This is a genomic window from Solibacillus sp. NPDC093137 (assembly GCF_050280445.1).
Lineage (GTDB): Bacteria > Bacillota > Bacilli > Bacillales_A > Planococcaceae > Solibacillus > Solibacillus isronensis_B.
In genome coordinates this window covers 22702-36525 of sequence record NZ_JBNNVH010000005.1, presented here as the reverse complement: position 1 = coordinate 36525, position 13824 = coordinate 22702, and the positions used below count along the sequence as shown (strand labels likewise).

The following is a 13824-nucleotide window of genomic DNA, read 5'->3' as shown; positions in this document are numbered from 1 at the left end:
TGCGACGAAAGCGTAGCGACAGGAGCACCGATGCCTGAGACGTTCGTGTAAGGCCGTGCCCGCAGAAAGCGTCCCGGAATGGAAATCAATTTTTAACGCTCAGCAAAAAAATGCTATTTTTCTCATAGAGAAAAATAGCATTTTTTGGTTATGTCCTACCCTCTTCTAAGAAAAAAATTAACGTTTATTAATTTCTTCCATTAAGATTTGGTTTGTTAATTGTGGGTTTGCTTGACCTTTAGAAGCTTTCATAATTTGGCCAAGAAGTGCTTTAATCGCACGGTCTTTACCAGCTTTGAAGTCTTCTACTGATTTTGCATCATTATCAAGAACAGTTGTTACGAAACCACGAATTACTTCCGGATCAGAAATTTGAACTAAGCCTTTTTCCTTCACGATTTTCGCTGCGTCTCCACCGTTTGTTACTAACTCAGTGAATACTTTTTTCGCGATTTTAGAAGAAATTGTACCGTCCGTAATTAATTTCACCATACCTGCTAAGTTTTCCGGTGTTAGAGCTGTATTTTTCAACTCTTTTTGTTCTGCATTTAAGTATGCAGAAATATCACCCATCAACCAGTTAGCTGATAATTTCGCATCAGCACCTGCATTTACAGTTGCATCAAAGAAATCAGAAATCTCTTTGTTTACTACGAGTACGTTTGCATCATAATCATTTAAACCTAATTCAGAAACATAACGTGCTTTACGAGCATCCGGTAATTCTGGAATCTCGTTACGTACGCGCTCTACCCATTCATCAGAAATTGAAAGACGCACTAAGTCGGGCTCTGGGAAGTAACGGTAATCATCTGTACCTTCTTTAACACGCATAAGGATTGTTTTACCTGTTTTCTCATCAAAGCGGCGTGTTTCCTGCTCGATAACGCCACCAGCCATTAATACTTCTGCTTGGCGGATTTCTTCGTGCTCTAAACCACGACGTACAAAGTTGAATGAGTTTAAGTTTTTAAGCTCAGTTTTTGTACCGAACTCTTCTTGACCGTATGGACGGATTGAAATGTTCGCATCACAACGAAGAGAACCTTCCTCCATACGTACGTCAGAAACGCCTGTATATTGAATGATTGATTTTACTTTTTCTAGATAAGCATATGCCTCGTCCGGAGTGCGGATATCTGGCTCAGAAACGATTTCAACTAATGGTGTACCTTGACGGTTTAAATCCACTAAAGAATAGCCGTCAGCATGCGTTAATTTACCAGCATCTTCTTCCATGTGAAGACGAGTAATACCGATTTTCTTTTTATAGCCTGGTGTATCACCTTTAGCTGGAATTTCGATTTCTACCCAACCGTTTTTACCGATTGGCTTATCAAATTGTGAAATTTGGTAAGCTTTCGGATTATCTGGATAGAAGTAGTTTTTACGGTCGAACTTAGTTTCTTGTTCGATGTCCATGTTTAATGCTAAAGAAGCACGCATAGCGTAATCTACTACTTGTTTATTTAATACTGGTAAAACGCCTGGATAACCAAGGTCGATTACTGTTGTATTTGTGTTTGGTTCCGCACCAAAGTGGTTTGGACTGCTAGAGAAGATTTTTGAGTTTGTTTTTAACTCAACGTGAATCTCTAAACCAATGACTGTTTCAAAGTTCATTTTATTTTACCTCCCATAATGCTGGAGTTTGTTTAGCAAAATCTGTTTGTTGCTCATAAGCATATGCCACACGGTAAAGTGTTTCTTCATCGAAATGCTTACCAATAATTTGTAAACCTAATGGTAATCCGTTTTCAAAACCGCATGGAACTGAAATTGCCGGTACACCTGCTAAGTTGATTGGAATTGTTAAAATATCGTTTGCGTACATTGTCAATGGATCATCAATGTTTGCGCCAATAGCGAATGCTGGTGTTGGTGCAGTTGGCCCAATGATTACATCGTAGTTTTCGAACACTTTGTCGTAATCGGCTTTAATTAAAGTACGTGCTTGTTGTGCTTTTTTGTAGTAAGCATCATACGTACCAGCTGATAAAGAATATGTTCCAAGCATAATACGACGTTTCACCTCATCGCCGAAACCTTCAGCACGAGATTGTTTGTATAGCTCTAATAAGTTTTTCGCGTTTTCTGAACGGTAGCCGTAACGAATACCATCGAAACGAGAAAGGTTTGAAGATGCTTCTGATGAAGAAAGAATGTAATATGCTGCTAATGCATATTTAGAGTGTGGTAAAGATACCTCTTCTACTGTAGCACCTAGGCCTTTCAATACTTCCAATGCATCAAGCACTGACTGTTTTGCTGCTTCGCCAACGCCTTCACCTAGGAATTCTTTTGGTACAGCAATTTTTAAGCCTTTAATATTACCGTCTAAAGCGGCTGCATAGTTTGGTACTGGCACATCTGCAGAAGTAGAATCCATTTCGTCTACACCTGAGATTGCTTCAAGTAATAATGCATTGTCTTTTACATTGCGTGTAATTGGTCCGATTTGGTCTAAAGAAGATGCGAATGCAACTAAACCAAAACGAGATACACGACCGTATGTAGGTTTCATTCCTACAACACCACAGTAAGCTGCTGGTTGACGGATTGATCCACCCGTATCAGAACCTAGTGAAAATGGTACTTCACCCGCTGCAACTGCTGCTGCAGATGCACCTGAAGAACCACCTGGCACATGCGAAAGGTTCCATGGGTTTTTAGTTGTTTTATAAGCAGAGTTTTCGTTAGAAGAACCCATTGCGAACTCATCCATGTTCAATTTACCAACAGTGACCATGCCTGCATCACGTAATTTTTTTACGATTGTTGCATCGTAAATTGGCATAAAGCCTTCCAGAATTTTAGAAGCACAAGTTGTTTCCAATCCTTCTGTTACGATGTTATCCTTTACGCCAATCGGCATACCGAATAATGGACCGCGCTCCTCAAAAGGAACTTGATCTAACTCAGCTGCTTTTGCAGTTGCTTGTTCTTTATTTAATGCTAAGAAAGCTTGTACTTCGCCGTCCAACTTTTCAATGCGGTCAAACGCTTCTTTTGTTAAATCCGCAATTGTTAGTTCACCCGACTTTAAGCTCTCTTGCAATTGTGCTGATGTGCGCTCAAATACTGTCATGCGAGTGGTTCCTCCTATTACTCCATAATTGATGGTACTTTAATTTGACCTGCTTCTTGTTCTTTTACGTTCAGCATTACTTTTTCAAGAGGTAAGCCTTCTTTTGCTACGTCCTCGCGAAGTACGTTCACTAAAGGTAAAACATGTGAAGTCGGTTCTACATTTGTTGTATCTAGTTCATTTAACTGCTCTGCGAAATCAGTAATTTTCCCTAGTTGTTCAGCAAATTTCTCTGCTTCCTCTTCTGTAATAGCAAGGCGAGCTAAGTGTGCTACGTGTTTTACTTCTTCTTTCGAAATGTTTGCCATTTGTTACACCTCCAAGTTATCGAATCAAATATACCTCGGCAAAATCGGATCATCCGCCGGGTCTATATGTGGAGTCAGTGATTGTTTTGGATACCCGCTGATTCTACATAAACCATGCCCATAATGATAACATTTTTCCTTGTAAAAATCTCCGCTTTAGGAAAAAATCCAGCAAACAATCCCCCACTTATGACGATTTTTCGCCAAATTAACGCATTAACGTAGTGAAGTAGAAATCCTGTGCAAAAAGAAAATACCACACTCGTAAAAGTATGGTATTTTCCGGGGGATTTTACTCATAAATATGAACAAAAGGCTTATCTTCATTCGGTTCTTTAATAATTAGCACTTCCGGTCCGTTAACAGAAGTAATACTCACCGAAATATACAGGTCAAGAGGTAAATGATTAAGCATTAAACCGGTCAAATACTGTGTAAATCCTGTAATTTCAGCCGTTCCGTAAAACTGGATCGGGATTTCGATATCAAGCTTCTGAACTTTTTTGTTTTGATAAAATCCAGTGGCAAACACACTCGTGAAGTTCGAGAAATATTTGTCGACATCCTGCTTGAAGTTTTGGAAGTTCGTATTCAAGTCACGGTATACATCATCCGGCGAACTCATCGGGAAAGTAACGTATTTTTCATCGATTGCTTTCCACTCACCCAATTCTGTTTTTCCTTTATCCGCGAAGTTATAGTCAGTATATGTCCCCGGTACAATCGCATTTCTTTCAGCTTGTTTAAATAAACCAATGACAATCGGAACATCTGCCAGCTCCGGACGGGCACGCAAACGATTGATCACTTCCTGCGCTATTTTTTTACCTTCTGCTTCTATTTTTGCATCAGGAATTTTTTGTTCAAAAAATTCCCCATACTGCTCTTTTTGATAATAGTAAACTGAATTTAACGCTAAACCGATTGAAACACCAGCCAGCTTTACTTTGTTCTCATCTGTTTTTGTTAAATAGTTTTGTTCCACAATATGTGCCAAATAAACGGGTGCTTCTGTCGCTTTTACAGTCGGATCCATTTCCTTGCCTGTCGCCTCATCCACACTTGACGGGTTTAGACCTTGGTACTCCGGTCCTTTGTCTTCTGTTTGATTTGGACGGGCTAACCAGTATTTCAATGTATTCTCATCTAAATACTGACCTTCCTGGAAATAATAGTTTTCCGTATCGAAATGATTTTGCGAAATACGCATTAAGCCTGTTTCGACTTCCTTCATATCGTACTTCGTATAAATATTGGAAACAACTAAACCACGACTTGCACTTTCCTTATAAGGAATCAATACGCGATAAAATTTATCGTTTATTTGCATGTTCGGGATAATTGTTGTTTCCACAGCTTGTTCTGTATCTGATTCTTGCGTCAGTTCTGTATCAGGTGTAAGGTTTGGTGCACACGCTGACAACATCGCCGCTACAATTACCGCAGGTATCCAGCGATAACGTTTCATGAGAGCAAGTCCCCTTTACTATATTAATTGTTCGATTAGGCGCACTTCATCCCAAATTTCAATGCCTAAGCTTTGAGCCTTTTCAAGCTTCGAGCCTGCATCTTCTCCGACTATTACAAGGTCTGTTTTTTTACTGACACTCCCTGCAACCGTACCACCTAACTGTTCTATTTTCGCCTTTGCTTCGTTACGTGTCAATTGCTGCAATTTACCTGTCAGTACAATTGTTTTTCCTGCAAAAGGATTTGCCCCTGCTTCCACGACAATTTTCTTGCCTTTATAGGACATATTTAAGCCAAATCCTTTTAGGCGTTCGATTAATTGTTGTACTTGCTCGTTTGCAAAATACGCTACAATCGATTCGGCCATTTTATCGCCAATTTCATGAATATCTTTCAATTCCTCTTCAGTAGCGACCATTAGTGCATCGATTGTTTCAAACTGAGCTGCCAAAATCTTAGCTGCTTTTTCCCCAACATGGCGGATGCCAAGACCGAACAGTAATCGTTCCAGGGAATTTTCTTTTGACTGAATAAGCGCTTCAACTAAATTCGTCGCTGATTTTTGTCCCATTCGCTCCAGGTTGATCAGCTGCTCTACTGTAAGTTCATATAGTCCAGCTACATCTTGAATATAGCCTTCGCGAAGCAGCTGTTCTACTACCTTTTCGCCAAGACCGTCGATATTCATTGCATTGCGTGATACGAAATGCTTCACACCTTCCGCAATTTGCGCAGGACATTGCGGATTCACACAGCGCAATGCTACATCGGTATCAATACGTACCACTTCTTCTTCACACGCAGGACAATGTGTCGGCATTTTATATGGTACGGCGTCATCCGGTCGCTGCTCCAGAACAACTCCCACAATTTGCGGAATAATATCCCCTGCTTTTCGTACGATGACCGTATCATCGATTCGAATATCCTTTTCACGGATCAGGTCTTCATTGTGCAATGACGCACGGCTCACAGTAGTCCCCGCAACAAGCACCGGTGTTAAAATCGCTGTTGGAGTAATAACCCCTGTGCGACCTACCGTCAGTTCAATATCCAATAATTTTGTTATAACTTCTTCAGCTGGGAATTTGTAGGCAATTGCCCAGCGCGGCGATTTTGCTGTAAAGCCAAGCTCATCCTGATGGGCATAGCGATTCACTTTGATAACGATACCATCAATTTCATACGATAAATTTGGGCGCGCTTCTGTCCACTTTTCTATAAACGCCAAAACGTCCTCAATAGTTTCGCAATACTCACGTTCTTTATTTGATGGAAAACCTAGCTCCTCCAAATACTTGAGCATTTCCCAATGCCCGTCTATGCCATAGCTTTCTCCATCCCCGCCAACTGCATATATAAACGTCGATAAATTTCGGCTTGCCGCAATTTTCGGATCTAATTGACGCAACGATCCTGCTGCCGCGTTTCGAGGATTTGCAAATAGCTCCTCGCCATTTTCAGCACGACGTTCATTCAGTTTCTCAAAAGACTTTTTGGGCATATAGGCTTCGCCGCGAACTTCTAATGTCACTGGTTCTTTTAAACGTAAAGGAATGGCACGGATTGTTTTCAGATTGGCTGTAATATCTTCCCCTACTGTTCCGTCACCACGTGTAGCACCTTGTACAAATATCCCGTTTTCATAGCGCAGAGATATGGCCAAACCATCAATTTTCAGCTCACATACATACGAGTAATTTTTACCGATTGCCTGCTCGATTTTCCGGTCAAAATCACGCAGATTTTCTTCATTGAAAGCATTCGACAAACTAAGCATTGCTGTTTCATGCGTTACCTTTTTAAAGCCTTCCAATACCATGCCACCGACACGCTGAGTAGGAGAATCAGGATAAATAAATTCCGGATTTGCTTCCTCTAATGCGATAAGTTCATGTAAAAGCTGATCATATACACTATCTTCTACTACCGGTCTATCCAATACATAATACGCATAGCCATACTCATGAAGAAGCTTGTTCAATTCCGCAATTCTTTGTTCTATTTCATTCATCAAATGTTCCTCCTAAGCTTTCGTAATCGGCGCAAATTTCGCTAGTAGACGTTTTATTCCAGTTGGTGATGGGAAAGCGATGTCCAGTTCCATTCCATCACCTTCACCTTTTACGCTTACTACCATACCGACACCCCATTTACCATGGGCAGCTTTGTCGCCTACTTTCCAATCAAACTTATCTCCGCCAGTAGAATTCAGACGTGACGTTTGGGAAGCAGGTGCCTGCACACTTCCTAATGAACGCTTCGGCATACGGTCATAACGGTTCGATTTAAACGGTAATGAATCATCACGATATGATGTAGTATTTGCTTTTGAAACTTGCTCTAACACATTTTCATCAATTTCGCGTAAAAAACGTGATGGGGCATTGTAGCCTGTACGGCCAAAAATTGTACGAGAGCCCGCACACGACAAGTAAAGACGCTGCTCTGCCCGAGTCGCACCGACATACATTAAGCGTCGTTCTTCAGCCATTTCATCTTCACTTTCCAATGAACGTGAATGCGGGAATATATTTTCCTCCATTCCGATAATGAACACAACAGGGAATTCCAGTCCTTTTGCAGCATGCATCGTCATTAGAATAATCGTACCTTTTGCTTTTTCCTCTTCATCTAAAGAATCAATATCAGCTATTAGTGCAAGGTCTGTTAAAAATGCTACTAATGACTGATCTTCACTGCGCGCTTCAAAAGCATGTGTTACCGTTAAAAACTCTTCGATATTTTCCAGGCGGCTTTCTGCTTCAATCGATTTTTCCGCTTTCAGCATTTGACGGTATCCTGATTTTTCAAGCACTTCTTCCACAATCTCTGTTACCGATAATTCTTGCTGACGTTCACTTAATGAACGAATCATACTGTAGAAGTTTTCAGCGGAAGTAGCTGCCTTCCCTGAAAGCCCCATAAATACAAGCTCACCCATCGCATCGAAAATTGAACGGTCGCGTTCCATCGCATAGACAAGCATTTTATCAAATGAAGTCGCACCAATCGCACGTTTTGGTTCATTGATAATTCTCGCCAGCGACAAGTCATCGTCATTGTTTGCAATTAAACGCAAGTAAGCAAGCAAATCTTTAATCTCTTTTCGATCATAGAACTTTGTGCCGCCAACGATCTGGTAGTTCATATTCGATTTTACGAGCACATCCTCGATTACACGTGACTGTGCGTTTGTACGATATAAAATCGCAAAATCATCCAGCTTGTAATCTTCGTCCTTCATAAGCTTTTGAATCGTACGTACGACATACTGCGCTTCATCCTGCTCATTGCCGGCTTTGTAAAGCTGAATCTTTTCGCCTTCCGGATTTTCTGTCCGCAGTACTTTTTTATAGCGGTCTTTATTTTTTTCAATGACGCTGTTTGCCGCTTGTAAAATACGCTTAGTGGAACGGTAGTTTTGCTCGAGCATAATTACCTTTGCTTCTTTGTAATCTTTTTCAAACGATAATATATTCGAAATATCGGCACCGCGCCAACGGTAGATCGATTGGTCCGAATCCCCTACGACACAAATATTGCGGAATTTCTTCGCCAATAATTGCACGAGTAGATACTGGGATTTATTGGTATCCTGATACTCATCAACATGAATGTACTGGAATTTGTTTTGGTAAAACTCAAGCACATCCGGCGCTTCGTTAAATAGACGGATTGTCAGCATAATTAAATCGTCAAAATCGAGACTTTGATTTTGTCTTAATCGTTTCTGATAGCCTTTATATACTTGTGCGACAATCTTTTCAAATGGATTATGCGGATTCATGTTCGCTTCAAAGCCGTCCACAGTAATACATTCATTTTTTGCCGAACTGATCGTATTTAAAATTGCACGCGGATCATATTTTTTCGGATCGATATTATCCTGCTTCAATATATTTTTTATTACCGTCAGCTGATCTGAACTATCTAGAATCGAGAAGCTTTTCGAATAACCGATCCGGTCAATATTACGTCGCAAAATGCGTACGCACATCGAGTGGAATGTGGATACCCACATGCTTTCCGTTGTTCCGTTTCCTAAAATCCCGTCAATTCGCTCACGCATTTCGCGGGCAGCTTTATTTGTAAACGTAATGGCTAAAATTTTCGAAGGGTACACTTCACGCTCAACCACTAAATAGGCGATACGGTGTGTCAGTACCCGTGTTTTCCCAGAGCCGGCCCCTGCCATAATTAGAAGCGGGCCTTCTGTTGATTTCACCGCTTCAGCTTGCTGTGGATTCATTCCCGCTACTAAATTTTTTGCTATATGCTCCATATTGCACCTTCCTATCTAAAGAACGTTTGTTCCTATTATATAACACTTTTTACTGCTTGTACGGTTTTTAATGCCGCTTTTAAGTCATCATAAATAATATTTCCGACAACTACGGTATTAGCATGTGCAGCCATTTCCTTCGCCTGTTCTACGGACGTAATGCCGCCTCCGTAGAAGAGCTTTGTTTCATTTAATACTTCGGCTGTTGCCTTCACCATCTCGATATCACCATATGCACCGCTGTACTCCAAATAAAAAATCGGCAATTTAAAATAGTTTTCGGCCATTCGTGCATATGCCACAACATCTTCCACCGTCAAATCCGTTTTCGCATCTGTTACTTGTGCTACTTTACAATCCGGATTCAATATACAGTAGCCCTCCGCTACAAGCTCTTCCCAAATCAGTACATCGCCGTATTCTTTAATCGCTTCATGATGCATATCTTTCACCCATTTTGTATCTCGACTATTCAACACGGACGGTATGAAATAATAATCATATCCTGGTGTAATGCTATCGACATTTGAAATTTCAAGCGCTATCGGTACTGAAAAACGACGGACACGGACGAGCAAATCCAAAACGCCATCCAACGTCACATCATCTGTCCCGCCAACTAAAATAACATCCGTACCCGATTCGCAAATCTGCTCTAATGCCTCATCCGAAATTTCCTTTGCAGGGTCCAGTTTAAATACATGTCTCCAGTTTAAATATTCCATGAATATATCCACCTATTCTCAAAATTTTTATATTGAACTTTTCATTATCTTAGTTTTTATTGACCATCTCTTAGTATAACGAAATTCGATGAAATATTAAAAGACTGAGCGGATAAATCTGCTCAGTCTTTTAAGCTTGCTCATATATTTATGATTGGGCGCTTCTTTACTTTGACGTAAATGGCTTTTCGTCTGGATAAAGACGGCCCAGCATTTCATCATAAGTGTCATTTCCGTAGTCAAAGCAACGGCGTACACGGGAAATTGTTGCTGTTGACGCACCTGTTTCCTTTTTAATTGTTTCATACGTTTTTTTCAAACGTAATAAATGTGCAACTTCAAATCGCTGTGCCAACGACTGAATTTCACTAATCGTGCACAAGTCATCGAAAAATTTATAGCATTCCTCAATATCTTTTAACTCTAGGACAGCTTTAAACAACTGATCTGTTTGATGACCGCGAATTTTTTCAATTTGCATGTGCCCACCATTTCCTCTCTACTCTGAATATATAACAGATGCCGCTAAACCTGGAGATGTTGGTACGAAATGTATCCATGTCTTTCCTTGAACTAACTTTACTTCCGATCCATCTTCTTCGACTGCCACCAGCAGGCCATCTGCATTTTTCCATTTCACTTCACGTATCGTCCCCGCTTGAGCTACATACGCATTGCCACCACCCGTAATTGTAATTTCGCGTCGACCCGCATTGTCTACAATTCGATGAGGCATTTCAAAAAATAAAATATTGGCTAATTCGATGGATTCATTTGTTTCGTAATCGATTGTTTCTACATTTGCAGAATAACGCTTGTACTGATTCGTTTCTGCATTGTAAACGTACTGACTATTAAATGAACCGCTATTATTGTATTTCATCGATACTTCATTAGCCGTTGTTCCTATTTTAACATTATCTTCGGCTTCATAAAATGGGTAGGACACTTTTTTCTGATAAAGTAGTGAAGTCCCTACTTTTTCGGCACCGGCCTTTACATTTTCGCCCGAAATATAGGAATTGTGTGGAGCGACCCGTGTTGATGAACGTTTAAAGTAAGTACCATCATAGTGCATTCCATTTATATTATCGACAACTCTCTGTGCAAGCATCGATTTCGCTTCAGGACTGTATCCGTGTGCAATATAAAATGCGTCCAGTCCTTTTGCGATATCAATGAAGTACGACCGCGCACTGCGAATCGGTCCGATAGATTCAGGAAGTTCGGACTGGTAAAGTGCTAAAAAGCGTGTCACATCACCTTCCGCCAGCATTTCATATATAATATCCGCCTGTGCAAGTCCAGATTGAGGACGTGCCTGCGGATGGTTATTAATCGTTGCAAGTATTGGACGCATCGTCACTTCTTCTGCTACACGTTCCCCTGTAAATGGTGTAACAAATGGCAGTATTTCTTCCGCCTCCGCAACAATAATATCTTCCTCTACTTCTGTTTCTTCTATCTCTACAACAGGCTCCTCTGTTCGTTCTTTATCGGAACAACCTGTCGTTAAGGTTATACCTAATAATGCTAACATAAATATACTGCGTTTCATCGTGCTACTCCTCTCACTTTTATAGGTTTATCGCATTACAGCAGGTAGCATAACCTTATTTTTCATGACATCAAAAATCCCACGCGTCGTAATTCGAATATATGGTAAATGTGTCGATTGTAAAAACAGCAATGTGTAAATTGCATCTGTATGGTGATAACCACGTTTTTTCAAAGCACTCTTCAATGCCAGTTCTAGCGGAATTACTTCATTAACTGTCCCATCGAAAATAGAGCCGGCCAATGTCAAAGGAATACTTGTTACGATTTGATCATCTTCAACAAGCACAATCCCGCCATTCATTTTCTTCAGTTCTCGGAACGCACGCTGCATATCGTGCATCGATTTTCCGATTAAAATTATATCTCCAGTATTTGAATACGATGAAGCAAAGCCTTTTACATGAGTAGCAAATCCTTTAATCATCGTATTAATGCGCCATTTCCCATTTCGGTCGACAAGCATTAAATAGCTTTCATCATGTTCTGTAGATAAGGTATGATGATGATGTCCGAGATTTTTTATACTATAAGGCTTCGTAATAACATCATTCACCATTTCAACGCCAATCGGCATCGAAAATTGAAAATCTCCTTCATGCAAATCAAAATCAATTTTCAAATCACCGAATAGTGATAAGTCTACTTCCGGGAATGCTTTCAAATCATTATTGTCGCGCTTTAGCCATACTCCTTTTGAAATGACTGCTTCAGGTGTCGGAGAATATTCATCCGACAAAATATTAATATTTGCATAACGCCCTGTAGCAAGCAGCCCATGCAGATTTGTCATATTATAATAGCGCGCAACATTATAACTTGCCATATTATAAGCGTCAACCGGACGTACACCTGCTTCAAGGGCAGCCCTTATACATTTATCCATCACACCATCTTCATGGAAGCTCGGTGTGGATCCATCTGTCGTCATCATTAACTGATCAAATATTTCGTAGCCTTTATCGACAACCGCTTTTAATAAATGCGGCAAATCCGGGCGAATTGAAGAATAACGGAGAGTAACAGCATAACCATGCTGCAAACGTGCTTCGATATCTTCAATCGTCATTGATTCATGGTCACCATCGACTCCTAGTAAACGCATTTTAGCCAACGTTTTTTCGGATGCTCCCGGTAAATGCCCTTCGACTTTTTTTCCCTTATGCTTAGCTGCCTGAATCCAGTAGAGCATTTGATCATCCCCGCGCATCAGACGAGGCCATCCTGTAAGTTCCCCGCCGAGCAGTACGTCATGACGGTCAAGCCATTCCAATACGGAGGCATTTGAATATAGTTCCCTTTCATTTTCAAGCTCCGTTTGTGAATCGAAGCGACTCCACCAGTAAAATGAAAATGGCAATTTAGCAAGCTCATCCATAAAAGAAAACGCTTTCTTATTTTTCATTAATGAAACAAGTGTCATATTGTCTGAAATGAATGTAGTTGTGCCTGTCTGTGCACTGAATTCTGCAAAGCTATGGGGATTGTATAATTGAAAAGGGTGTACATGCGGCTCAATATAACCTGGTACAACTACTTTTCCGGCCAGATCAATAACCTCTGTCCCTTCTACACTTGCAGGCAGTTCCTTCCCGACATAAACGATGCGGTCATTGGATATCCAGATGTTTCCTGTTACCCAACTTTTCATCATACTATGTAAGTACTTTGCATTTTTTAAAACTAGACTCGGAGCAGCATGCCCATCAATGATACTCACTTGCTCTCGAATATTACTTAACTTCCAACTAATTTCCGGCATATTCTGCACTCCTTTCAACTTTTCTACCATAATATAAGGACGCTCATAACTTTTCCAAGATACTTATACCAGCTCTAAAAAATATACTGCTGCGATTCAAGTAGCTTCAGCAATTGTCTTTAACAGCTGCTGAAGCTAGATTAATGCGTATCGATTTAAAAGAATAACACATACTTAATTCAATATATTTTGCTTTATGTAGGCAATTGCTACAATATTCCTTTTGGTGAATTAATCGTAACATAGCACTTTCATAAAGCAAAGTGTTTCCAAAATAATTTTTAAATTTTCTAAAAAAAGGAGTGAAGTATAATTGCTAACCCCCAATATTTCTGAAACAAACGCTTTTATCCGTATGATGTGCGGTGTTGCAATGACCGCATTCGGTGTTGGGAGAATCGCTCATAAACCTCAATGTACAGTTGGCCGTATGATGATTCTTGCCGGTTCGATGAAAGTGGCGGAAGGATATTATCAATATTGTCCAGTAGTTGCAATGGCCAAATCGGAACAAATGAACGAAATGATGCCCGTCAATGATTAAGAGGTGGATCTAGGGTATGTTGAATAATTTTATGTAATACGTATACACAATAAAAAAGCGCTATATTGGTTAAATATAGCGCTTT

General features: G+C 40.3%; 11 protein-coding genes. 1 reads left to right on the top strand and 10 read right to left on the bottom strand.

Annotated elements, in window-relative coordinates; all coding sequences use genetic code 11:
* Positions 1 to 177 precede the first annotated feature (177 nt).
* From gatB to ACQKN3_RS15415, 10 genes are all read right to left on the bottom strand, one after another.
* Positions 178 to 1623, bottom strand: a complete 1446-nt coding sequence (gene gatB, locus ACQKN3_RS15460) for an Asp-tRNA(Asn)/Glu-tRNA(Gln) amidotransferase subunit GatB (protein WP_251690796.1) — start codon at positions 1621 to 1623, stop codon at positions 178 to 180.
* Between the two features lies 1 nt (position 1624).
* Complete coding sequence (gatA, locus tag ACQKN3_RS15455) at positions 1625 to 3088, bottom strand: Asp-tRNA(Asn)/Glu-tRNA(Gln) amidotransferase subunit GatA (RefSeq protein ID WP_251690797.1); 1464 nt, start codon at positions 3086 to 3088, stop codon at positions 1625 to 1627.
* Positions 3089 to 3105: 17 nt separating this feature from the next.
* Positions 3106 to 3396, bottom strand: coding sequence for an Asp-tRNA(Asn)/Glu-tRNA(Gln) amidotransferase subunit GatC (gene gatC, locus ACQKN3_RS15450; protein WP_079523753.1), 291 nt, complete (start codon positions 3394 to 3396; stop codon positions 3106 to 3108).
* 292 nt (positions 3397 to 3688) lie between these two features.
* Positions 3689 to 4864, bottom strand: coding sequence for a CamS family sex pheromone protein (locus ACQKN3_RS15445; protein ID WP_251690798.1), 1176 nt, complete (start codon positions 4862 to 4864; stop codon positions 3689 to 3691).
* An 18-nt stretch (positions 4865 to 4882) separates the two neighbouring features.
* Positions 4883 to 6880, bottom strand: coding sequence for an NAD-dependent DNA ligase LigA (ligA, locus tag ACQKN3_RS15440; protein WP_251690799.1), 1998 nt, complete (start codon positions 6878 to 6880; stop codon positions 4883 to 4885).
* Between the two features lie 12 nt (positions 6881 to 6892).
* Positions 6893 to 9151: a DNA helicase PcrA gene (gene pcrA, locus ACQKN3_RS15435; protein ID WP_251690800.1), complete on the bottom strand. Its 2259-nt coding sequence runs from the start codon at positions 9149 to 9151 to the stop codon at positions 6893 to 6895.
* A 35-nt stretch (positions 9152 to 9186) separates the two neighbouring features.
* Entirely contained in the window at positions 9187 to 9876 is a 690-nt protein-coding gene (locus tag ACQKN3_RS15430) for a heptaprenylglyceryl phosphate synthase (protein ID WP_251690801.1), read from the bottom strand.
* Positions 9877 to 10042: 166 nt separating this feature from the next.
* A complete protein-coding gene (locus ACQKN3_RS15425) occupies positions 10043 to 10357 on the bottom strand; it encodes a YerC/YecD family TrpR-related protein (RefSeq protein WP_008408714.1) in 315 nt (104 codons plus the stop codon).
* Positions 10358 to 10375: 18 nt separating this feature from the next.
* Positions 10376 to 11434: a DUF3048 domain-containing protein gene (locus ACQKN3_RS15420; protein ID WP_427713036.1), complete on the bottom strand. Its 1059-nt coding sequence runs from the start codon at positions 11432 to 11434 to the stop codon at positions 10376 to 10378.
* 27 nt (positions 11435 to 11461) lie between these two features.
* Positions 11462 to 13195 carry an adenine deaminase C-terminal domain-containing protein gene (locus ACQKN3_RS15415; RefSeq protein ID WP_251690803.1) on the bottom strand — a complete coding sequence of 578 codons (1734 nt, stop codon included), beginning with the start codon at positions 13193 to 13195 and terminating at the stop codon, positions 11462 to 11464.
* A 313-nt stretch (positions 13196 to 13508) separates the two neighbouring features.
* On the opposite strand from ACQKN3_RS15415, the gene ACQKN3_RS15410 reads away from it, so the two are divergent.
* Positions 13509 to 13739, top strand: coding sequence for a YgaP-like transmembrane domain (locus tag ACQKN3_RS15410; protein ID WP_079523760.1), 231 nt, complete (start codon positions 13509 to 13511; stop codon positions 13737 to 13739).
* Positions 13740 to 13824 lie beyond the last annotated feature (85 nt).

Bases quoted from the DNA above. Each gene is read 5' to 3' on its own strand.
- ACQKN3_RS15420 (WP_427713036.1), bottom strand. From the start codon at position 11,434: ATGAAACGCAGTATATTTATGTTAGCATTATTAGGTATAACCTTAACG.
- ACQKN3_RS15425 (WP_008408714.1), bottom strand. From the start codon at position 10,357: ATGCAAATTGAAAAAATTCGCGGTCATCAAACAGATCAGTTGTTTAAA.
- ACQKN3_RS15445 (WP_251690798.1), bottom strand. From the start codon at position 4,864: ATGAAACGTTATCGCTGGATACCTGCGGTAATTGTAGCGGCGATGTTG.
- gatA (WP_251690797.1), bottom strand. From the start codon at position 3,088: ATGACAGTATTTGAGCGCACATCAGCACAATTGCAAGAGAGCTTAAAG.
- gatC (WP_079523753.1), bottom strand. From the start codon at position 3,396: ATGGCAAACATTTCGAAAGAAGAAGTAAAACACGTAGCACACTTAGCT.
- gatB (WP_251690796.1), bottom strand. From the start codon at position 1,623: ATGAACTTTGAAACAGTCATTGGTTTAGAGATTCACGTTGAGTTAAAA.
- ACQKN3_RS15430 (WP_251690801.1), bottom strand. From the start codon at position 9,876: ATGGAATATTTAAACTGGAGACATGTATTTAAACTGGACCCTGCAAAG.
- ACQKN3_RS15415 (WP_251690803.1), bottom strand. From the start codon at position 13,195: ATGCCGGAAATTAGTTGGAAGTTAAGTAATATTCGAGAGCAAGTGAGT.
- pcrA (WP_251690800.1), bottom strand. From the start codon at position 9,151: ATGGAGCATATAGCAAAAAATTTAGTAGCGGGAATGAATCCACAGCAA.
- ligA (WP_251690799.1), bottom strand. From the start codon at position 6,880: ATGAATGAAATAGAACAAAGAATTGCGGAATTGAACAAGCTTCTTCAT.